The organism is Nocardioides ochotonae (genome assembly GCF_011420305.2).
GTDB lineage: Bacteria > Actinomycetota > Actinomycetes > Propionibacteriales > Nocardioidaceae > Nocardioides > Nocardioides ochotonae.
The window spans coordinates 3,644,425-3,664,342 of sequence record NZ_CP061769.1 but is presented as its reverse complement, the minus strand read 5'-3'; the positions used below and the strand labels follow the sequence as shown (position 1 = coordinate 3,664,342).

The following is a 19,918-nucleotide window of genomic DNA, read 5'->3' as shown; positions in this document are numbered from 1 at the left end:
AGCGCGCCCGCCCTCTTGACGCGTGTCAGTACGCCGAGTCGGCGCTTGTGGTGCTTGTGGCGCAAGTTACCGCTCGGTAATGTGCCGCCCATGACTCAGGTCCTCACGATGTGGCAGAAGACCAACGCCGTCCCGAGGGTCGGCGCCCGCGTCTTCTCGATCCTGTTCGCCCAGAAGGCGCCCTACTTCGCGAGCGTGCGCCCCCGGTTCACCGTGCTGGAGCCGAACCGCGCCGAGCTGGTGGTCCGCAGCCGGCGCCGGGTGCACAACCACCTCGGGACCGTGCACGCGATCGCGCTGTGCAACGGCCTCGAGGCGGCGATGGGCGCACTGGCGGAGGCGAGCGTGCCGGCGGACCGGCGCTGGATCCCGAAGGGGATGGAGGTCAGCTACACCGCGAAGGCGACCGGCGACGTCACCTGCATCGCCGAGACCGACCCGGCCCAGTGGAGCGGCACGGACCCGGACCTTCCGGTCCGGGTCCGTGGGGAGCTCGCCGACGGCACCGTGGTGATCGAGGGCGTCATCCGGCTCTGGGTGACGCCGCGGCGCTAACGGGGGGCTAGACGGCCCGCCCGCCGTCGGTGCCCGACACTCCCACCCCGGCGACCATCGGCACGTCGAGCATCTTGCGCTCGCCGACGAGCCGGCGCTGGAGCACCGTCGCAATGGCCGTCAGCACCAGGTTGACCAGGATGTAGATCGCGGCGATGACCAGTGCGGTCGGCACCTGGTTCTTGAAGTCCAGCGTGACCTGCTTGTACACGAACGTGAGACCGGGCGCGAGGATGTAGGAACCCAGGCTGGTGTCCTTGAGCGCGACCACGCACTGGCTGATCAGGGCCGGGAGCATCATCTTGACCGCCTGCGGCAGCTGGATCTGCACCATCACCTGGGTCTTGCGCATGCCCAGCGCGTACGCCGCCTCGACCTGTCCGCGCGGGACGGCGTTCACGCCGGCGCGGAAGACCTCGGCGAGCACGGAGCCGTTGTAGAGCGTCAGCGCGATGATCACGCACCACATCGGCGACAGTGGGCCGTCCCCGACGGCCAGCAGGTAGAAGAGGAAGATCATCAGCATCAGCACCGGCACCGCGCGGAAGAACTCCACGACCAGCCAGGAGGGCCAGCGCAGCCAGGCGTGCTCGGAGAGCTTGCCGACGCCGAAGATCAGGCCGAACACGACGGCGAAGATGATGGCACCGAAGGCCATCAGGAGGGTGTCGAGCAGGCCCTGCAGGATGACCTCGATGTACGACGGGGTGAGGAAGACCTCCCACTTGTCGTACTCCAGCTGGCCGGTGTCCTGCATCCGCCACACGAAGAAGCCGATCACGGCGACGAGCGACAGCCAGGTCAGCACCGAGTAGAGACGGTGGCGCGCGATGGTGCGCGGGCCAGGGGCGTCGTAGAGGACGTTGCCGCTCATCTCAGGCCACCTTCCACTTGCGCTCGAGGGCATAGGAGGACAGGGCGACGACTTCGACGATGATGATGTAGCCGATCGCGAAGAGCAGGAAGATCTCCGGGCGCTGGCTGCCGTAGTCGTTGGTGAACGAGCGCATGGTGGCGGTCGCCTCGGCCATGCCGAACGCCGCGGCGACGGAGGTGTTCTTGATCAGCGCCACCTGCACGCTGGTCAGCGGGGGTACGACGGCGCGCAGCGCCTGGGGGAGCACGACGTAGCGCATGCTCTGGAGGAAGGTGAGGCCGATGGCGCGAGATGCCTCGGCCTGGCCGACGTCGACGGAGTTGACCCCGGAGCGGAACGCCTCGCAGACGAAGGCGGAGGTGTAGAGCGTCAGCGCGATGGTGGAACGCACGAAGAACGCCGACACGCTCCACCCGGCGATCTCGATGTTCTCGACCCACTTGAAGTTGTAGCCGAGCTTGGGCATCGCGGCCGCCATGAAGACGAAGATCATCAGCAGCGGCGTGTTGCGGAAGATGGTCACGTAGAGGCCGGCGGCGCGGCGCATGACGCTGACCGGCCCCACTCGCAGCGCGGCGAGGATGAGCCCGAGCACGAGCGAGGCAAGCCCCGAGACGATGAACAGCGCGAGGGTGACGCCGAACGCCTTGAGGTACTCGTCGAAGTTCGAGAAGACCGCCTCCACAGGCGTGTCCCCTTCCGTGAAGGACCGGCGGGAGCCCGAGAGGGCCCCCGCCGGTCAGTGGCGTACGGAGCTCAGGACTGGCAGTCGTCGAGCTCGGGCTGCTCGGGGGCGTCGGCGCCGGACTCACCCAGGGTGATGTCGAACGCCTCCTCCCACGAGCCGTCCTCGAAGGACGTCTTCAGCGTGTCGTTGATCCACTGGCACATCTCGGGGCGGTCCTTGGAGTAGCCGATGCCGTAGCGCTCCTCGGAGAACGGCTCGCCGACGACCTTGAGCTCGTCGGGCTGCTCGGCGGCGTACCCGAGCAGGATCGAGCCGTCGGTGGTCATCGCGTCGACGGTGCCGTCCAGGACCTGGTCCACGCACTCGGAGTAGGTGTCGAAGCCGCGGGGCTTGGCACCCTCCTTCTTGACGTTCTCGAGCGAGGTCGAGCCGGTGACCGAGCAGACCTCCATGCCCTTGATGTCCTCGACGCCGTTGATCTCGTCGTTGTCGGCGCGGACCAGGAGCTGCTGGCCGGTCACGTAGTACGGGCCGGCCTGGCCGACGACCTTGCGGCGGTCGTCGGTGATCGAGTACGTCGCGATGACGAGGTCGACCTCGCCCTCCTCGAGGAACGGCTCACGGTTGTCGGAGATGGTCTCCTTCCACGTGATGTCCTCCGGCGCGATGCCGAGCGAGCCCGCGAGGATCTTGCCGATCTCCGGGTCGAAGCCCTTCGGCATGTCGTCGGTGGCGCCCTTGAAGCCCAGGCCGGGCTGGTCGTACTTGACGCCGATGGTGATCTTGCCGTCCTCGGCGAGCTCCTTCATCCGCGTGCCGTCCTCGAACTCGTCGGCGGCGTTCTCCGCGACGTCGACGTCGCGGGTGTCGGTGTCGTCGTTGCCGGCGTTGCCGCAGGCCGCGAGGGACGTGGCCAGGACCGCGGTGGCTGCCGCTGCCGTGAACCTACGGAGGGTCGGGCGAGGTCGCATGCTGTCTCCTTCAGTGCTTGAGGATCTTGCCGAGGAAGTCCTTGGCCCGATCGCTCTTCGGGTTGGTGAAGAACTCGTCGGGAGTGTTCTCCTCGACGATCGCGCCGTCGGACATGAAGACCACCCGGTCGGCTGCTGTGCGGGCGAAACCCATCTCGTGGGTGACCACGACCATGGTCATGCCGCGCTTGGCCAGATCGACCATGACCTCGAGGACCTCCGAGATCATCTCCGGGTCGAGCGCCGAGGTCGGCTCGTCGAAGAGCATCACCTTCGGGTCCATCGCCAGCGCGCGCGCGATCGCGACGCGCTGCTGCTGACCGCCGGAGAGCTGCGCGGGGTACTTGTCGGCCTGGTGTGCGACGCCGACGCGCTCGAGGAGCTCGCGGGCGCGCTTCTCGGCGTCGGCCTTGGACTGCTTGCGGACCTTGATGGGGCCGAGGGTGACGTTCTCGAGGATCGTCTTGTGTGCGAACAGGTTGAAGCTCTGGAAGACCATCCCGACGTCGGCGCGCAGCGCCGCGAGGCCCTTGCCCTCCTGGGGCAGCTCCTGGCCGTCGAGGCTGATCGTGCCCTTGTCGATGGTCTCGAGGCGGTTGATCGTGCGGCACAGCGTCGACTTGCCCGACCCGGAGGGGCCGATGACGACGACGACCTCGCCCTTGCCGATCGACAGCTCGATGTCCTGCAGGACATGGAGGTTGCCGAACCACTTGTCGACGTGGTCCAGCACCACCAGGGGTTCACTCATGTTTTCCTCCGTGCCCAGCCGGGGGAGGGGTGAACCCCCGAGGATCGGGTAGGTGGGTAGGTGTGTCCGAACTGTGACCTGATCGCGGGGCGGTCCGGTCCACTCGTCGGTGTCGTCGGCTGCGTTCTACCGCGGTTCGGGGAGGATATCCCAGTGAGCACCCACGATGCCTTCAGCACCCTGTCCGTACGGCGCGCCGACGGCACCCGCGAGGTCCACGAGTACGCGCGGTTCCTGGGCATCCGCGACGGCTTTCTCTTCCTCGAGGACGGCGTGCCGACCGACCGGGCGGGCATGGGGATCAAGACCGCCCAGACCCACATGCTCCCGCTCGCCGACGTCGTCGCCCTCGACATCGAGACCCACGCGGACGGCGACGACAACAGCGAGACCGCTCTCGCGCTGGAGTCCGCCGGGCTGCTGAACTTCGACGGGTCGGTGTACGCCGGCTGAGCCGGGTGCGGGCGCGAGCAACCAGCTGTAACGCGGGGTTATCGACGCTGCACACGCCGTATGCGGTGGGTGCAGCGTCAGTAACCCCGCATTACATGCCCTGCGCCAGCGCCGCGCCTACCAGTAGTAGGTGCCTCGGAGTTCGCCGAAGCGGCGGCGGCGCTCGTAGGCTTGAGCGGTTATGAGCAACGCGCGCACGTACGAGGTCCGCACCTACGGGTGCCAGATGAACGTCCACGACTCCGAGCGCCTGACCGGGCTGCTGGAGGACTCAGGCTACCTGCCCTCGCCGGCCGGCGAGCAGGCCGACGTGGTCGTGTTCAACACCTGCGCCGTGCGCGAGAACGCGGACAACAAGCTCTACGGCAACCTCTCCCACCTCGCGCCGATCAAGGCCGCCAACCCGGGCATGCAGATCGCCGTCGGCGGCTGCCTGGCGCAGAAGGACCGCTCCACGATCACCGAGCGGGCGCCGTACGTCGACGTCGTCTTCGGCACTCACAACATCGGCTCGCTGCCGGTGCTGCTGGAGCGGGCGCGCGTGCAGGAGGAGGCCCAGGTCGAGATCCTGGAGAGCCTCGACGTGTTCCCCTCGACGCTGCCCACCAAGCGCGAGTCGGCGTACGCCGCCTGGGTGTCGATCTCGGTCGGCTGCAACAACACCTGCACCTTCTGCATCGTCCCGGCGCTGCGCGGCAAGGAGAAGGACCGCCGCCCCGGCGACATCCTCGCCGAGGTCCGCGCGCTCGTCGCCGAGGGCGTCAGCGAGATCACCCTGCTGGGCCAGAACGTCAACGCGTACGGCGTGGAGTTCGGCGACCGTCAGGCCTTCTCCAAGCTGCTGCGCGCGTGCGGCGAGATCGAGGGCCTGGAGCGGGTGCGCTTCACCAGCCCGCACCCGGCGGAGTTCACCGACGACGTCATCGAGGCCATGGCCGAGACGCCGAACGTGATGCCGAGCCTGCACATGCCGCTGCAGTCCGGCTCCGACCGGCTGCTGCGCGCGATGCGCCGCTCCTACCGCTCCTCGAAGTTCCTCGGCATCATCGAGCGGGTCCGCGCCGCGATGCCGGACGCCGCGATCACCACCGACATCATCGTCGGCTTCCCCGGCGAGACCGAGGAGGACTTCCTCGAGACGATGCGGGTGGTGCGCGAGTCGCGCTTCTCCAGCGCCTTCACCTTCCAGTACTCCAAGCGCCCCAGCACCCCCGCCGCCGACCTGCCCGACCAGGTGCCGGCCGACGTGGTCAAGGACCGCTACCTCCGCCTGGCCGACCTGGTCAACGAGGTCGCGTGGGAGGAGAACAAGAGGATCGTCGGGCGCACCGTCGAGCTGATGGTCGCCGAGGGTGAGGGCCGCAAGGACGCCGCCACCGCGCGGCTGTCCGGCCGGGCGCCGGACAACCGGCTCGTGCACTTCGCGGCCGACTTCTCCCGCGTGGACGCCGACTCCGTGCGCCCCGGGGACATGGTCACCGTCGAGGTCACCTACGCCGCCCCGCACCACCTGGTCGCCGACGGCCCGGTCCTCGGCGTACGACGCACGCGCTCGGGCGACGCCTGGGAGGCGCGCACCGCCGCGCCGCAGCAGTCCGGTGTCGCTCTGGGCATGCCCACGATCGGTGTCCCGGCCCCGCTGCCGGACGCGCCCGCCTGCGGCGTCTGACCGGCCGCGGAAGCCGGACCCACCCCGCAGACACCGGAGCCCCCCTCGACCAGGTCGAGAGGGGCTCCGGTGCGCCGGACGAGTCAGCTCACTGCTTGACCTTCACCTTGCGGGTGAGGGTGGCGGTGGCGACGTCCTCGTTGCCGAGGTAGGTGACCTTGAACGGCGCCTTCGTCCGCAGCTGCTTGGCGGTGAAGAACGCTTTCTTCAGCTTCGGCAGCCGTACGACGGCGCGGCCGTCGACCAGGCGGGCCTGGACGGTCTTCTTGCCGAGCTTGACCGTCACCGGGCCGTTCGTGGCCGCGCCGGTCAGGCCGCGGACGGTGAGGGTCGCGGTGACCGTCGGTCGCTTGCCGAGCCGGACCGTCTTCGCGGTGACGGCGACCTTGAGGCTCGCCGCCAGCTTGGCGCTGGTGGCGCTGACCGCTTCGCTGGTGGCGGGGTCCCACCGGCGGTCGGCCGGGACGAACGCGGCGGTGTAGCTCCGCCTGCCCAGGGGCGCCCGGTCGACCTGCAGCGTCGCGACGCCGTCCGTCACGGCGACCGTGCCCAGGACGGTGGCGCCGTCACGGAACTCGACGCTGCCCTCCGGGGCAGGGTCACCGGTGACCGTGGCGCTCAGCGTGACCGCGCGGCCGAGTGTCGTCGAGGTCAGGGCGACGCCGGTGTCGGAGACGGGGCTGAGGACCAGGGTGGCCGTCGCCGCGCTCGAGGCGCCCTTCGCGTTCAGCGCCACGACCGAGACCTCGTGCTCGCCGGGGGCGAGACCCTCGACGTCGAGGACGGCCTCGGTGATGTCGCCCGAGACCTCCTCGGTGAGGTCGCCGAGCGTGAGACGGTAGCCGGTGACCGGGGTGCCGCCGTCGGAGACGGGCGCCTCCCAGACGACGCGGGCCGACCGGTCCCGCGGCTCGAAGTCCGCCGTCAGCGCACGCGGGGCGCCGGGCTCGACCATGACGTCGGCCGAGGCCTCGGCCGACGACTGGCTCCACCGCTTGCTCGTGGGCACGACGACCGCGACGTAGGTCTGCCGGCCGAGCGGCTGGTCGGTGAGCGTGAGCTGCGCGACGCCGCGGGTCGTCGTCGCGGTGCCGAGCGGCGTGTTCCCGCGCCGCACGGTCACCTGGCCGTCGACCAGGGCGTCGTCCGTGCTGGACCGGGTGGTGACCTCCAGGGTCACCGTGCGCCCGCGGGTGGCGGCGGTCATCGTCGTGCGGCTCGCCGTCGGAGCGGGGACCTTGAGCTCGGCGCGGGCGGGCGTGGAGGCGCCCCGCGCGTTCACGGCCTGGACCTCGACGCCGAACGTGCCGGTCCCGGCGGGGAGGGTGTGCGAGGTGGCCGGCGCCGCGACGGTGTGGGTGGCACCGCCCGCGGTCACGCGGTACGCCGTGACGGCCGAGCCGCCGTTGTGCTCGGGCGCGCGCCAGGTCGCGGTGACCTCGCGGGTGTCCTGGTCCAGGCCGAGGGCGAGGTCGCGCACCGTCGACGGGGCGGTCTGCGGCGTCGTCGCGGTGGCGGTGCGTGACGGGTTCCAGCGCTTGTCCGCGGGGACGTACTCCGCCGTCAGCTCGGTGCCGAGGACGTCCTCGTAGGGCACCGTCACGGTCGCCTCGCCCCCCATCAGCGCGACGGGCGTCGCGAGCTCGCGACCACCGGCCGTGACCCGCACGGTGCCCTGGGCCGTCGTGGTGCTGGAGGTGACCCGGGTGCGCAGGCTCACCGTCCTGGCGGCGTCGCCGTAGGTGGCCGTGAGCGCCGTGGTGGTCGTGGCCGGCGCCGGGGACCTGAAGGTCGTCCCGGCCACCTGGCCGTCGCCGAGGGCGTTGTTGGCGTTGACGTAGACCTTCAGGTCCCCGGCCGGGACGTCGGTGAAGGTGTGTCGCCGCGCCGAGGCGTCGAGCCGGATCGTCGGCATCTTGCCGAGCTGTTCGCCGACGGTGTAGCCGGTGACAGGGTGCCCGCCGTTCTCGGCGGGGGGCTGCCAGGTGACCGTCAGGTTCCGGGTCGCGGGGTCGAAGCTGTGCGTGACCGCGGTCGGCTGCAGCGGCGGGGTCGTGACCGGTACGCCGTCACACCCGGTGACGCTCCAGTCGTAGTAGCCCAGCACGCCGTAGTCGTTCTGGTACTCGCCCCTGGCGTCGGTCATGACCTTCAGGTAGTACGTGTCTCTCGGCAGGCCCTTGACCGTGGTGTCGACGTCCTCGCGGCTCGTCGGGGCGTGCTCGTAGACGTCGTCTCCGACGGCGTTGGTCACCCCGATCCGGGTGTCGGTGTTCGAGCCCTTGGGGGCGATGTTGACGCGGACCTTCACGTCGCCCTGACAGGTCCCCAGCTGGAAGATGTCGATGTCCCGGGTCTCGTGGTGACCGTCCTCGCCGCGGATCGCGGCGGTACGCGTCCACCGCGCGTCCTGCCAGTTCTCCGGCCCGCCGTCCGCGCGCGAGCCGAGCCGCCCGCGGATGATCGCCAGGTCGTCCTGCTTGGGCTGGGTGGCATCCGGCCAGGCGCCGTTCGCCCACCGGGTGTGTTCCTTGCCGTAGCTGTCGCCCATGATGGGTGCCCAGCCGCTGTGGCCGGCGTAGTACTCCGTGCTGCCCTTGCCGTGGTGGTACAGGCCGAGGTTGTGGCCGATCTCGTGGCTGGTCACCTCGGCCACGTTGGCCGCGGAGTTCCCCGACCCACGGGTGAGGGTCCAGGCCGGCTTGAACTGGTTCCGGGACGGGTCGACCCCGACGTAGGCGATGCCGCCGCAGCCCTCGTCGCACAGCGCCTTGTGCGCGGCCTGGTTGCCGGTGATCACCGCGTGGTAGCCGGGGAAGGTGAGCAGGTTGGCGGGGGCGACCGTGGTGACGTTGACGTTGAAGGGGTGGAAGTCCTCGGCGACGCGCTGCCAGACCTCGATCACGGCGCGCTTCTCGTCGTCGTTGAACGCCGCGCCGTTGTTCTTCGGGTCCCAGCCGGGGACGCTGCCGGAGACCCCGTAGCTCTCCTGCCACCTCGAGCCGTAGGAGGAGGAGATCTCGACGCCGTCGAAGTCGAGGTAGATCGTCGCGCCCGCCCCGGGCAGCGAGTTGAGGTTGAACGCGTCCTTGACGTCGATGTTGCGCGGGATGGCGGCGACCTCGGGGCCCTGGTCCTGGTCGCCGTCGATGTCGTGGTCGTGGTCGTCCGGGTTCGTGGACGCGTCGCGCAGGTGTGCCGGGGCGGCGGGGTCGACGAACAGCAGGTCGCCCTGCGGCGTCACCTGCAAGGTGTCGTGCGTGGCGAGGTTGTGACGCAGCTCGGCGACGGAGAGGTCGTTGTGCTCGGCGACGTCGCGCAGCGAGGGGCGGTCGAGCAGCTCGAGCGCCTCCGGGGCGGGGGTCGGCTCGGCGAGCAGGTCGGACAGGTCCGGCCCCTCGCCGGCGCCCGTGCCGTCCTGGGCGGCAGGGGTGCTCGGTGAGGGGACGGCCTGGGCGCTGGGCATGGCGCCGAGGGTGCTGAGCACCAGGGCGCTACCGAGCGCGAAGGTCGCGCCCAGCCTGAGGGCGCGCCGGCGCCGGGAATGGGGCAGGGAGTGCACGTGCAGTCCTCCGTGAACGGGCGCACTCCCGAGAGCACGCAGAGTGGTTTGAGGAGGCCACTTTAAACGGAGGCTGCGAGTTTTTAGTACTTCGTCTTACGGAGTGTCGCGTGTGAGGGGTGCGCGGCCCGGATCAGGGCTGGTACGGCTCGTCCGCCGAACGCGGGTCGGCGCTGGGGTAGCCGGCCTTGGGGTGCAGTCCGGCCGGGTTCTCCTCGCGGCCGCCGGCCGACTGCTCCGGGGGCGCGACCTCCTCGGGGTCCGGCTCGTCCTCGGGCCCGACCGCCGGTACGCCGCCGGGCCCCGCGCCCGTGGTGACGTCCCGCTCGCCGGTGCGCGCGGTCTGGCCGGGTCCGGTGGGGCCGACGCGCTCGCTGCTCACGCCCATGTCCCCGTCGCGGTCGTGCGTCGGGTCGGGGCTGGCCAGGTCGGGGTCCGAGTCGGGGGCGGGGCCGGGCTCGCTCATGCCGGGGACTCCTCCTCGGCCGGGGTGGGGTCCTTGTCGTCGCGTGTCGCCTCGGTGCTGGTGTCCTCGCCCTCCTGGAGCGGGTCCGGGGCGGTGGCGGTGTCGACGGCCGGGTTGTCCTCCAGCGACAGGTCGGCGGGCACGGTGCTGTGCTCCTCCGGCAGCGCGTCCGCGCCCCCGGGGTTGGGCTCGCCGGGCTCGATCACCGGGTCGGGCTTGGGGCCGAGGTCGACCTCGTCGTTGCTCATGCAGTGCTCCCTTCGAAGCCGAGGGTCAGGTAAGGAGGGGCGGTACCCGACGCGATCGCCTCCAACACCACCCGCTCGTGGGGGACCACCGGGTCGGGCAGTGCCGCCAGGGGGAACCAGCGCAGCGCGGCACAGCGCTGTGGCTCCCGCACCCGGGGCGTGCCGCGCCAGGAGCGCGCGGTGAAGAAGAAGTCGACCCGCTCGCCGATCGGCTCCCCGCCGCCGGTGCGCTGCACCGTGGTGAGGAACGCCAGGTCCAGGCCGTCGACGCCGATCTCCTCGGCCGCCTCGCGCCGGGCGGCGTCGTACGCCGTCTCGCCGTGCTCCACGTGGCCGGCGGCGCCCGCCGCCCAGTGCTCGTCCATGAAGCCGGTGCCGCGGCGCAGCTGGAGCAGCACCTCCGGTCCGTCGGCGCCCTCGCGCAGGAGGAGGACGTACGCCGCCGGCACGAGCAGGTGGCGCTCGCCCGGCGGTGCGCTCACTCCTCGTCCGTCTCCTCGGCGACGAGGTCCTGCGGGGTCTCCGCGGGCTCGCCGTCGGGCTCGTAGACCGTGCCGGTGTCGGGGGAGATCCGCGCGTCCTCATCGGGGAGGTACTCCTCGGCGTCGGGACCCTCCGCCGTGGCGGCCTCCTCGGCCACGACCTCCTCGGGCACCTCGGGGGACAGGTCGCTCATCGCGCCCCACCCTCACCGTCGGGGCGGTCCAGCCGGCGGAGCGCGTCCTTGGCCTTCGCCGCTCCGGAGTCGAGCTTGTCGGCGTGCTTGCCGCCGGTGCGCCGGTCGATCGTTTGGGCGGCCTTGTCGATGCCGCCGGAGATCTTGTCCCCGTGCTTGTGCACCGCATCGCCCAGCTTGGCCTTGGCATCGTCCAGGAATCCCATGGGTCTCTCCTGCCGCTGTCGGGATGGATCCTCCACCGTAACCAGCCCGGGCTACTGCGACGGCTGGTCGAGCGAGGTGCCGGCGTTCTCCGCCTGCACCGCGGCGTCGACGGCGTCCTGCTGCGTGCGGTCGCCCTGCGGCGTGGGCACGTCGGGGTCCTCGGCCAGGTCGTCGGGGAGGTCGGGCGTATCGGTGTCGCGGGCGTCGGCGGGGTGTTCGGGTCGGGACTCGGTCATGGGATGCCCGTACCCCGGACCCCGGGCGGCTCACCCGGGAACTGCGGTCGGGTCGGCGCTGCTGGGCGAGCCCGTCACCCAATGACGACGGCGACTTCGTCGCGGTGTCGGCGGACCGGGAGACCTCGGGGCTGGCGTTCCAACGGGCCCCGGGCCACCCGCGGGCGACCTGGCCGGACCCGTCGGTGCCGCAGCAGATGCACCTCGACGTGATGGTCGAGGACGTCGCGGCGGTCGGCGTACGCGTCCCCGAGGTCGGGGCGCGCCACCTGCAGGGCGACGTGTACGCCGACCCGGCAGGTCACCCGTTCTGTCTCATCCGGCGCCCGGGATGGGCGCCGCCGTTCGCCGCGGGGTGAGGCTCAGCGCCGGTGCGTGTGGGCGATGTAGACGTCGCAGTGGGCCTTGTGGGCGATCTCGTTGGCGATGCTGCCCAGCACCCGGGAGAGGCCCTGCATGCGCTTGTTGCCGACGACGATCAGGTCGGCGTCCAGCTCGTCGGCGGCCCGGACGATCGCCTCGGCGGGCTGGCCGACCGCGGCGGCGGTGTGCAGCTTGAGGTCGGGGAACTCCATGCGCAGGGCGTCGGTGACCTCGTTGGCCACGGAGAGGGCGTCGCCCTCGGAGCTGTAGACGAACTCGTCGCTGCCGGCCTTGAGCCGCTCCACCTCGAGCTTGCCGTAGGCGGAGAGCACGTGCAGCTCGGCGCCCAGCGACAGCGCCAGCCTCGCAGCGGTGCGGGCCGCCTCCGCGGCGGTCTCGCTGGCGTCCACGCCGGTCACGATCCTGGTCGTCATCTGCACTCCTGTGGGGTGGGCGAATCTGCTCGGATCCTAGGGGGACGGAGCGACGAGCGGGGCGGCTCGTCGCAGTCAGCGAACGTCGGTCGCGAAACCGACGCTGGTGTAGGCCGGCACGTCGCCGCCGGCGAGCAGGTCGAGCACGATCCGCTCGTGGGGCACCACCGGCTCGGGAAGCGCCGCGAGCGGGAACCAGCGCAGCTCGGCGCACTTGTGGGGCTCGACCACCCGCGGCTCCCCGCGCCAGGTCAGGGCGGTGAAGAAGAAGTCGACCCGCTCGTCGATCGGGTCGGCGTGCAGGGTGCGCTGCATCGTGGTCAGGAAGGCCAGCTCGAGGTCCTCGACGCCGATCTCCTCGATCGCCTCGCGCCGCGCCGCGTCGTACGCCGTCTCGCCGGGCTCCACGTGGCCGGCGGCCGCCGCGGCCCAGAAGCCGTCCATGTAGGGGGTGTTCTGGCGCAGCTGGAGGAGCACCTCGGTGCCCTGGGAGCCGTCGCGCAGCAGGTAGACGTAGGACGCGGGGACGACGACGAAGCGGCCCTGATGGGGGTCGGGCTGGGGGTCGGGGGATCCCATGCGGTTCTCCTGGGGCGGCGCGGTGGGGCGAGGGGACGGCTCGCCACGCTAACGCTCTTGCGACACTTCTCCCGTGTCCGAGCAGCCCTCCGCGTCGCGGGTCCCGGTCGTCGCCGTCGTCGGGGCGACGGCGTCCGGCAAGACCGCGCTCTCCCTCGACCTGGCCGAGCGCCTCGGCGGCGACGTCGTCAACACCGACGCCATGCAGCTCTACCGCGGCATGGACATCGGCACCGCGAAGCTGCCCCCGGACCAGCGTCGCGGGATCACCCACCACCTCCTCGACACCCTGGAGGTGCGCGACGCGGCGAGCGTGGCGGAGTTCCAGGGCTGGGCGCGCGAGGTGATCGCCCGGCTGCGGGCCGCCGGACGCCCGCCGGTGCTGGTCGGCGGCTCCGCGCTCTACACCCGCGCGGTGCTCGACCGCTTCGAGTTCCCCGGCACCGACCCCGCGGTCCGCGAGCGGCTCGAGGCCGAGCTCGCCGAGATCGGGCCCGCCGCGCTGCACGAACGGCTGCGCCGCGTCGACCCCGAGGCGGCCGCATCGATCCTGGTGGAGAACGGTCGCCGGATCGTCCGCGCCCTGGAGGTCGTCGAGATCACCGGGCGGCCGTTCTCGGCGTCCCTGCCGCGCCTGGAGTACGTCGACCCGCACACCGTGCAGATCGGCGTCGACATCGACCGGCCCGCGCTCGACGCGCGCATCGAGCAGCGGGTGGAGCAGATGTTCGCCGACGGCTTCGTCGCGGAGGTCGAGCGGCTGCTCGCCGAGGGCCTGGCCGAGGGCCGCACCGCCTCGCGCGCGATCGGCTACCGCGAGGTCGCGGCCCACCTCGCCGGCGAGCTCTCCGAGGACGAGGCCCGCGAGCGCACGGTGATCGCCACCCGCCGCTTCGCGCGGCGCCAGGACGGCTGGTTCCGCAAGGACCCCCGCATACGGTGGGTGCGGTACGACGACCCCGACCGCGTCGAGCGCGCCCTGGAGGCCATCCGTGACATCCGTCCCGACGACCGATCCTGAGGCCGGCGGAGCCGGCGCCCCAGCGGCCACCGAGGCGTTCGACCGGGTGGAGGAGGTCCTGGCCACGACCCACGGCCTCCGCGACGGCGCCGTCGTCGGCGTCACCGCCGGGGGCGTCAGCCGGGTCTGGCAGCGCGGGCCCCTGCCGGACGGCGCCGGATCGATCTTCGAGATCGGCTCGGTGACCAAGACGTTCACTGCCCTGCTGCTGGCCGACCTCGCGCGGGAGGGGGTGGTCGTGCTGGAGGACCCCGTGGCGGCGTACCTCCCGGTCGCGCCGCCGGTCGTGGGCCGGCCGATCACGCTCGAGGACCTGGCCACCCACCACTCGGGCCTGCCCCGGCTCCCCGCGGGGATGACCGGCCCCGCGCTGACCGGTCGCGGCGGGGCGCTGGACCGGCGCGACCCCTACGCCCACCTCGACGAGGCCGCGATGACCGAGGCCTTACGTCTCACCACGCCGACCGGCCCGCCCGGGGAGCGGTTCTCCTACTCCAACTTCGGTGCGGGCCTCCTCGGCTGGGCGCTCGCGCGCCGGCTCTCCACGACGTACGACGCCCTGGTGGCGCAGCGGCTGACCGGCCCGCTCGGTCTGCACGACACCTGGATCGACCCGCCCGCCGAGGCGCGGCGGCGGGTGGCGACCGGGCACGGTTGGTGGGGACGCGAGGCGCACCCGTGGCACCTGGCCGGGCTGGCCGGTGCGGGCGGTCTGCGCTCGACCGCGGCCGACCTGCTGAGGTTCCTCGCGGTGTTCGCCGAGGGCGCGGCCGGGCCGCTCGCCGCCGCGGCCGCGGCGACCACGCGCGCCCGCCACGAGGTCGGGCGTCTCGAGGCCGGCCTCGGCTGGCTGCGGATGCCAGCCGGCCGGGCGCCGAAGCGCCTCGGCCTGAGCGAGACAGTGCTCTTCCACGACGGTGGCACCGGCGGCTTCCGCTCGTTCGCCGGCCTGGCGCCGGCCACCGGGGCGGCCGCCGTCGTCCTCTCCGCCCGGGCCCGCGGGATCAGCGGCACGGGGTTCCGGGTGCTCGCCGCTGCGACCGGCGGCTGAGCAACTTCGGTCGGGCGCGGCGGGGTGCTCGGCGCCAGACTGGCTCCATGGCTGACACCACCCCGGGGCGCGACCGGCTCCGCGAGCTGCTGGACGCGGTCCTCGAGGAGGACAACGCGACGCTGACGCAGATGGCCAGCGAGGCGTTCACTTCGCCGTACCACTTCAACCGCCAGCTCTCCCGCGGCGCCGGCGAGCCGCCGGTGGCGATGCGGCGCCGGGTGATGCTGGAGCGCGCGGCCTGGCAGCTGCGCCAGGGCGCCTCGGTGACCGACACCGCCTGGGCCGCGGGGTACGAGTCCGTCGAGGGGTTCAGCCGCGCCTTCGCCCGGGCCTTCGGCCAGCCGCCGAGCGCCGTGCCCGCCGAGCCCGGCACCCACTGGCTGCCCGCCCCCAACGGCATCCACTTCCACCCGCCGACCTCGCTGTGGGTCGAGGGGCCCGCGTCGCAGGCGGCTGGCGAGGCGACGATGCTGATGGTCCACCACGACCTCGACGACACCCGTGACCTGCTGGAGGCCGCCAAGGGGCTCAGCGACGCCGAGTGGCGCGCGGTCCGGCTGCCCGGTCACGCCCCGCTGCCCTTCGACGGGGAGGAGGCCACCCCGGCCGCGGTGCTGCACCACCTGGTGCGGACCAAGGAGATATGGCTGGCCTCGATCACCGGCGCCGACGAGCCGCCCGCCGGAGCGGACGACCCCGCCGCCCTGCTCGCGCGCCACGATGCGGTCGCTCCCCGCTGGCTGGCGGCGCTGCGCGACATCGAGCGCCGCGGTGCCTGGGGCGACCGGCTCATCGACGCGCTGTGCGAGCCACCGGAGAGCTTCGTGCTCGGCAGCGTGGTCGCGCACGTCCTGACCTACGCCGCCCACCGGCGCCAGCTGGCCCGCTGGCTGCTCGGCGCCGCCGCCCCCGGATGGCCCGAGGGCGACCCGATCAGCTGGCTGAGCCGACGCACCGGAGGACTCCCATGACCCGCACCACCTACTACACCGCGACCACGCTCGACGGCTTCCTCGCCGACGAGCACGACTCGCTCGACTGGCTGCTCAGCCAGGACATCGACGAGCGCGGCGCGATGAACTACGACGACTTCTACGCCGGGATCGGCGCGCTCGCGATCGGCGCCACGACGTACGAATGGGGGCGCCGGCACTTCGCGAGCACCGGGGAGAAGTGGCCCTACGACGTGCCCTCATGGGTCTTCACCCACCGCGACCTGCCCGCGGTCGGCGAGCGGATCACCTTCACCGCCGAGCCGGTGGCGCAGGTGCACGCCGCGATGGTCGAGGCCGCCGAGGGCAAGGACGTGTGGATCGTCGGCGGCGGCGACCTGGCCGGGCAGTTCGCCGACCACGGGCTGCTCGACGAGGTGGTGGTCTCGATCGCCCCGGTCACCCTGGGCGCCGGGCGCCCGCTGCTGCCGCGCCCGCTCGACCTGCGCCTGGTCGAGCACGCCCGCAACCGGGCGTTCCTCTGCGCGCGCTACGAGGTCGTCGGGCCCCGCTGAGGAGACGCCGCGTGGCCGGTGCGAGCAGGATCACGGAAACGGGGTACACGGGGCATGGACCGCACGTCACGGGAGGACCACCATGCGCCGCACTGCCTCTGCCCTGCTCGCTCTCAGCCTCGCCGCGGTGGCGGTCCCCGCCACCGCCCCCGGAGCCACCGCCGCGCCACCGGGCAGCGGGAACGGTCCGAACGGTGCCGTGCCGGAGCCGCGCAAGGTCGCCACGGCCGTCGGTGCCGGCGGCGCGGTCTCGACGGTGGACCCCTACGCCACGCAGGTGGGCCTGCGGGTGCTGCGCCGCGGCGGCAACGCCGTCGACGCGGCGGTCGCAGCCGCGGCCACCCTCGGGGTGACCGAGCCGTACAGCGCCGGGATCGGCGGCGGCGGCTACTTCGTGCACTACGACGCGAAGACCGGACGGGTGCGCACCATCGACGGCCGCGAGACCGCGCCGTCGCGGATGCGCTCGGACTCCTTCATCGACCCCGCCACCGGGGAGCCGTACCGGTTCACCCCCGAGCTGGTCACCAGCGGCGTGTCCGTCGGGGTGCCGGGCACCCCCGCCACCTGGGAGGACGCGCTGGGTCGCTGGGGCACCTGGGAGCTCGCCGACGCGCTGCGGCCGGCCACCCGGATCGCGCGCCAGGGCTTCGTGGTCGACCAGACCTTCCACGACCAGACCGACGACAATGCCGAGCGCTTCGGCGCCTTCACCTCGACCCGCAAGCTGTTCCTGCGCGGTGGCAAGGCCCCACGGGTCGGCAGCGTGCTGCGCAACCGCGACCTCGCCGAGACCTACGACCTGCTCGCGCGCCGCGGCGCCGAGGCGTTCTACCGCGGCCCGCTGGCCCGCGACGTGGTCCGCACCGTGCGCACGCCCCCGAAGACCCGCACCACCGATCTGCCGGTGCCGCCCGGCCGGATGCGGCTGGCCGACCTGCGCGAGTACCGCACCGCCAAGCAGGCGGCCACCCGCAGCCGCTACCGCGACGTGGTCGTGCACGGTATGGCGCCGTCCTCCAGCGGCGGCACCACGATCGGTGAGGCGCTCAACATCCTGGAGCGCTTCGACCTCGAGGACCTCGACGACACCGAGGCCATGCACCACTACCTCGAGGCCAGCGCGCTGGCCTTCGCCGACCGCGGCAAGTACGTCGGCGACCCGGCCTTCGTCGACGTCCCCGTCTCCGACCTGCTGAGCGACCGCTTCGCCGCGGAGCGCGCCTGCGAGCTCGACCCGACGCGCGCGGCGACCAAGCCGGTGGCCGCCGGGGACGTCACGTCGTACGACGGGCGCTGCGACGCTCCCGCGTCCGCCGGGGAGGTCGCGGAGGACACCGAGAACATCTCCACCACCAACCTCACCGTGGCCGACCGGTGGGGCAACGTCGTGGAGTACACCCTCACCATCGAGCAGACCGGCGGCTCGGGCATCGTCGTGCCGGGGCGTGGGTTCCTGCTCAACAACGAGCTCACCGACTTCAGCACCGTCTACGACCCGCAGGACCCGAACCGGATCCAGCCCGGCAAGCGGCCGCGCAGCTCGATGTCGCCGACGATCATCACCCGTGACGGCAAGCCGGTGCTCGCGCTCGGCTCGCCCGGTGGCTCCACGATCATCACCACGGTGCTGCAGATGATCGTGGGCGTCGTGGACCGCGGCCTGAGCCTGCCCGAGGCGATCGCGGCGCCGCGCGCCGCGCAGCGCAACACCGCCGCGGTGACCGCGGAGCCCGCGTTCATCGACGCCTTCGGGCCCGGGCTCACGGCGCTCGGGCACACCCTGACGCCCTCGGGCGATGCGTTCACCAGCGCCGCGGAGATCGGGGCGGCCACCGCCATCGGCTTCGGCCCGCGCGGCCGGCTCACCGCGGTCGCCGAGCCGGAGCGCCGCGGCGGCGGCAGCGCGGCCGTGGTGAAGCCGGTGCGCTGAACCGCGGCGGGCCGCTGAGCGCGCCGATCCCGGCGGGCGGCGGACTGGGTAGATTGGGCAGGTGAGCCCGTCCACCCAGCCGCCGCCCGACTGGGCGACGATCGCCAGCGTCGAGGAGCTCGTCGAGGTGATCGGGGAGCCGCAGCCGCGGGCCCGCGACAAGGCCCGCCACGCGCTGCTCGAGGTGGACCGCGCCTGGCTCGCCGCCTCGCCGTTCTGCGTGATGGCGACCGCCTCGGCGGCTGGGGAGTGCGACGCCTCGCCCAAGGGCGATCCCGCCGGCTCGCTGGTCCACGTCATCGACGAGCGCACCATCGCGCTGGCCGAGCGACCGGGCAACCGGCGCGCCGACGGCTACCGCAACATCGTGGAGAACCCGCACGTCGGGCTGGAGTTCTTCATCCCCGGCCGCGGCGACACGCTGCGCATCAACGGCCGCGCCCGCCTGGTCACCGACGCCCCCTTCTTCGAGGAGCTGGTGGTGCGCGGCCACCGACCGGTGCTGGCGGTGGTGGTCGAGATCGAGGAGCTGTTCTCCCACTGCGCCAAGGCGTTCCTGCGCGCGGGGCTGTGGGACCCCGAGACCTGGGACCCCGAGGCGGTGGTGCCGCGGCGCGCGGTGCTGGCCGCCGAGACCGAGACGACCGGGATGAGCCTGGCCGAGCTCGACGAGTACTACCGACCGCAGAACTACGCGAAGGGGCTCTACGCCTGATGCACTACGAGTTCCTCAAGGGCCACGGCACCGAGAACGACTTCGTGATCCTGCCCGACCACGACACCGCCGTGCACGGCGAGCTGGACGCCGCCCGGGTCCGCGCGCTGTGCGACCGGCGGGCCGGCATCGGCGGCGACGGCGTGCTGCGCGTCGTGCGCACCGAGGCGTACGCCGCCGCGCGCGAGCACGTCGACCCGGCCGAGGCGACCTGGTTCATGGACTACCGCAACGCCGACGGGTCGGTCTCGGAGATGTGCGGCAACGGGGTGCGTGTCTTCGCCCGCCACCTGGTCGAGGCGGGGCTCGTCGACGCCGGTGCCCCGATCCCGGTCGGCACCCGCGACGGAATCAAGACCGTCACCGTCGACGGCGACGCGGTCACCGTGGACATGGGCGTGGCCCGTGTCCTGGGCGGCACGATGGTCTCGGTCGGCGCCCACACCTGGCCGGCGCTGCACGTCGACATGGGCAACCCGCACGCGGTGGCCCGGGTGGAGTCCCTCGACCCCGCCGGGCCGGTCGGGTCGCTGCTGGAGTCCCCGGCGTACGACCCGGAGGTCTACCCGCACGGCGTCAACGTCGAGTTCGTCGTCCCGCGCGGCCCGCACCACGTGGAGATGCGCGTCCACGAGCGCGGCTCGGGGGAGACCCGCTCCTGCGGCACCGGCGCCTGCGCGGTCATGGTGGCCACCGCCATCCACGAGCACCACGGCACGATCGGCTCCCCGCCGGCGAGCGACGCGACGTACCGCGTCGACGTCCCCGGCGGCTCGCTGTCGATCACCTGGACCACCGAGGGCCGGGTGCTCCTCACCGGCCCCGCCGTCCTCGTCGCCCGCGGCACCACCGCCCTGTGACCCCCGCCCGTCGGTTGAATCGATACTTCTGAGCGTCGAGTCGAGAGTCGTCACCGGTCGAGTCGATCCTCAGACGTACGCCGGGGCACGGCG

At 72.5% G+C, this 19,918-nt stretch carries 24 protein-coding genes; 11 read left to right on the top strand and 13 right to left on the bottom strand.

Annotation, left to right across the window (positions count from 1 at the left end):
* Positions 1-90 precede the first annotated feature (90 nt).
* Positions 91-555 carry a hotdog fold domain-containing protein gene (locus HBO46_RS17615; protein WP_166134039.1) on the top strand — a complete coding sequence of 155 codons (465 nt, stop codon included), beginning with the start codon at positions 91-93 and terminating at the stop codon, positions 553-555.
* Positions 556-562: 7 nt separating this feature from the next.
* Here HBO46_RS17615 and HBO46_RS17610 read toward each other — a convergent pair whose 3' ends face one another.
* The 4 genes from HBO46_RS17610 to HBO46_RS17595 all read right to left on the bottom strand — a co-directional run bounded on the left by HBO46_RS17610 (position 563) and on the right by HBO46_RS17595 (position 3,842).
* Positions 563-1,429, bottom strand: coding sequence for an amino acid ABC transporter permease (locus HBO46_RS17610; protein WP_166134037.1), 867 nt, complete (start codon positions 1,427-1,429; stop codon positions 563-565).
* Position 1,430: 1 nt separating this feature from the next.
* A complete protein-coding gene (locus HBO46_RS17605) occupies positions 1,431-2,117 on the bottom strand; it encodes an amino acid ABC transporter permease (RefSeq protein WP_166134035.1) in 687 nt (228 codons plus the stop codon).
* 71 nt (positions 2,118-2,188) lie between these two features.
* Positions 2,189-3,091, bottom strand: coding sequence for a glutamate ABC transporter substrate-binding protein (locus HBO46_RS17600; protein ID WP_166134033.1), 903 nt, complete (start codon positions 3,089-3,091; stop codon positions 2,189-2,191).
* A 10-nt stretch (positions 3,092-3,101) separates the two neighbouring features.
* Entirely contained in the window at positions 3,102-3,842 is a 741-nt protein-coding gene (locus HBO46_RS17595; RefSeq protein ID WP_166134031.1) for an amino acid ABC transporter ATP-binding protein, read from the bottom strand.
* A gap of 153 nt (positions 3,843-3,995) precedes the next feature.
* On the opposite strand from HBO46_RS17595, the gene HBO46_RS17590 reads away from it, so the two are divergent.
* Both HBO46_RS17590 and miaB read left to right on the top strand, forming a co-directional pair.
* Positions 3,996-4,295 (top strand): hypothetical protein, encoded by a 300-nt coding sequence (locus HBO46_RS17590; RefSeq protein ID WP_166134029.1) that lies wholly within the window; start codon positions 3,996-3,998, stop codon positions 4,293-4,295.
* A gap of 181 nt (positions 4,296-4,476) precedes the next feature.
* A complete protein-coding gene (gene miaB, locus HBO46_RS17585; protein ID WP_166134027.1) occupies positions 4,477-5,964 on the top strand; it encodes a tRNA (N6-isopentenyl adenosine(37)-C2)-methylthiotransferase MiaB in 1,488 nt (495 codons plus the stop codon).
* Between the two features lie 88 nt (positions 5,965-6,052).
* On the opposite strand, the gene HBO46_RS17580 is transcribed toward miaB, so the two are convergent.
* The 7 genes from HBO46_RS17580 to HBO46_RS17550 form a co-directional block, all read right to left on the bottom strand.
* The gene (locus HBO46_RS17580; protein ID WP_166134025.1) at positions 6,053-9,526 is read right to left on the bottom strand and encodes an Ig-like domain repeat protein; all 3,474 of its coding nucleotides are present in this window, start codon (positions 9,524-9,526) and stop codon (positions 6,053-6,055) included.
* 133 nt (positions 9,527-9,659) lie between these two features.
* Positions 9,660-9,992 carry a hypothetical protein gene (locus tag HBO46_RS17575; RefSeq protein WP_166134023.1) on the bottom strand — a complete coding sequence of 111 codons (333 nt, stop codon included), beginning with the start codon at positions 9,990-9,992 and terminating at the stop codon, positions 9,660-9,662.
* Positions 9,989-10,240: a hypothetical protein gene (locus tag HBO46_RS17570; protein ID WP_166134021.1), complete on the bottom strand. Its 252-nt coding sequence runs from the start codon at positions 10,238-10,240 to the stop codon at positions 9,989-9,991. The genes HBO46_RS17575 and HBO46_RS17570 overlap by 4 nt, the downstream gene beginning before the upstream one ends.
* On the bottom strand, positions 10,237-10,722 hold the full coding sequence (locus HBO46_RS17565; protein ID WP_166134019.1) for an NUDIX hydrolase: 486 nt from the start codon (positions 10,720-10,722) through the stop codon (positions 10,237-10,239). Before HBO46_RS17565 ends, HBO46_RS17570 begins: the two co-directional genes overlap by 4 nt.
* The gene (locus tag HBO46_RS17560; protein WP_166134017.1) at positions 10,719-10,916 is read right to left on the bottom strand and encodes a hypothetical protein; all 198 of its coding nucleotides are present in this window, start codon (positions 10,914-10,916) and stop codon (positions 10,719-10,721) included. Before HBO46_RS17560 ends, HBO46_RS17565 begins: the two co-directional genes overlap by 4 nt.
* Positions 10,913-11,122 carry an antitoxin gene (locus HBO46_RS17555; protein ID WP_166134015.1) on the bottom strand — a complete coding sequence of 70 codons (210 nt, stop codon included), beginning with the start codon at positions 11,120-11,122 and terminating at the stop codon, positions 10,913-10,915. Before HBO46_RS17555 ends, HBO46_RS17560 begins: the two co-directional genes overlap by 4 nt.
* A gap of 51 nt (positions 11,123-11,173) precedes the next feature.
* A complete protein-coding gene (locus HBO46_RS17550) occupies positions 11,174-11,359 on the bottom strand; it encodes a hypothetical protein (protein ID WP_166134013.1) in 186 nt (61 codons plus the stop codon).
* Between the two features lie 41 nt (positions 11,360-11,400).
* Here HBO46_RS17550 and HBO46_RS17545 point away from each other — a divergent pair, with 41 nt between their 5' ends.
* Positions 11,401-11,718, top strand: a complete 318-nt coding sequence (locus HBO46_RS17545) for a VOC family protein (protein ID WP_166136071.1) — start codon at positions 11,401-11,403, stop codon at positions 11,716-11,718.
* A 3-nt stretch (positions 11,719-11,721) separates the two neighbouring features.
* On the opposite strand, the gene HBO46_RS17540 is transcribed toward HBO46_RS17545, so the two are convergent.
* Together HBO46_RS17540 and HBO46_RS17535 are read right to left on the bottom strand one after the other, a co-directional pair.
* A complete protein-coding gene (locus HBO46_RS17540) occupies positions 11,722-12,156 on the bottom strand; it encodes a universal stress protein (RefSeq protein WP_166134011.1) in 435 nt (144 codons plus the stop codon).
* Positions 12,157-12,231: 75 nt separating this feature from the next.
* Positions 12,232-12,735: an NUDIX hydrolase gene (locus HBO46_RS17535; RefSeq protein ID WP_166134009.1), complete on the bottom strand. Its 504-nt coding sequence runs from the start codon at positions 12,733-12,735 to the stop codon at positions 12,232-12,234.
* A 73-nt stretch (positions 12,736-12,808) separates the two neighbouring features.
* Here HBO46_RS17535 and miaA point away from each other — a divergent pair, with 73 nt between their 5' ends.
* The 7 genes from miaA to dapF all read left to right on the top strand — a co-directional run bounded on the left by miaA (position 12,809) and on the right by dapF (position 19,825).
* The gene (gene miaA / locus HBO46_RS17530; RefSeq protein ID WP_166134007.1) at positions 12,809-13,756 is read left to right on the top strand and encodes a tRNA (adenosine(37)-N6)-dimethylallyltransferase MiaA; all 948 of its coding nucleotides are present in this window, start codon (positions 12,809-12,811) and stop codon (positions 13,754-13,756) included.
* Entirely contained in the window at positions 13,728-14,807 is a 1,080-nt protein-coding gene (locus HBO46_RS17525) for a serine hydrolase domain-containing protein (protein WP_166134005.1), read from the top strand. Before miaA ends, HBO46_RS17525 begins: the two co-directional genes overlap by 29 nt.
* 47 nt (positions 14,808-14,854) lie before the next feature.
* On the top strand, positions 14,855-15,781 hold the full coding sequence (locus HBO46_RS17520; RefSeq protein WP_153325001.1) for a helix-turn-helix domain-containing protein: 927 nt from the start codon (positions 14,855-14,857) through the stop codon (positions 15,779-15,781).
* Positions 15,778-16,317, top strand: coding sequence for a dihydrofolate reductase family protein (locus HBO46_RS17515; RefSeq protein WP_166134003.1), 540 nt, complete (start codon positions 15,778-15,780; stop codon positions 16,315-16,317). Before HBO46_RS17520 ends, HBO46_RS17515 begins: the two co-directional genes overlap by 4 nt.
* A gap of 82 nt (positions 16,318-16,399) precedes the next feature.
* Positions 16,400-18,250 (top strand): gamma-glutamyltransferase, encoded by a 1,851-nt coding sequence (gene ggt, locus HBO46_RS17510; protein WP_166134001.1) that lies wholly within the window; start codon positions 16,400-16,402, stop codon positions 18,248-18,250.
* A 61-nt stretch (positions 18,251-18,311) separates the two neighbouring features.
* The gene (locus tag HBO46_RS17505) at positions 18,312-18,965 is read left to right on the top strand and encodes an MSMEG_1061 family FMN-dependent PPOX-type flavoprotein (RefSeq protein ID WP_224769205.1); all 654 of its coding nucleotides are present in this window, start codon (positions 18,312-18,314) and stop codon (positions 18,963-18,965) included.
* Positions 18,965-19,825, top strand: a complete 861-nt coding sequence (gene dapF, locus HBO46_RS17500) for a diaminopimelate epimerase (RefSeq protein WP_166133999.1) — start codon at positions 18,965-18,967, stop codon at positions 19,823-19,825. Before HBO46_RS17505 ends, dapF begins: the two co-directional genes overlap by 1 nt.
* Positions 19,826-19,918: the final 93 nt, after the last annotated feature.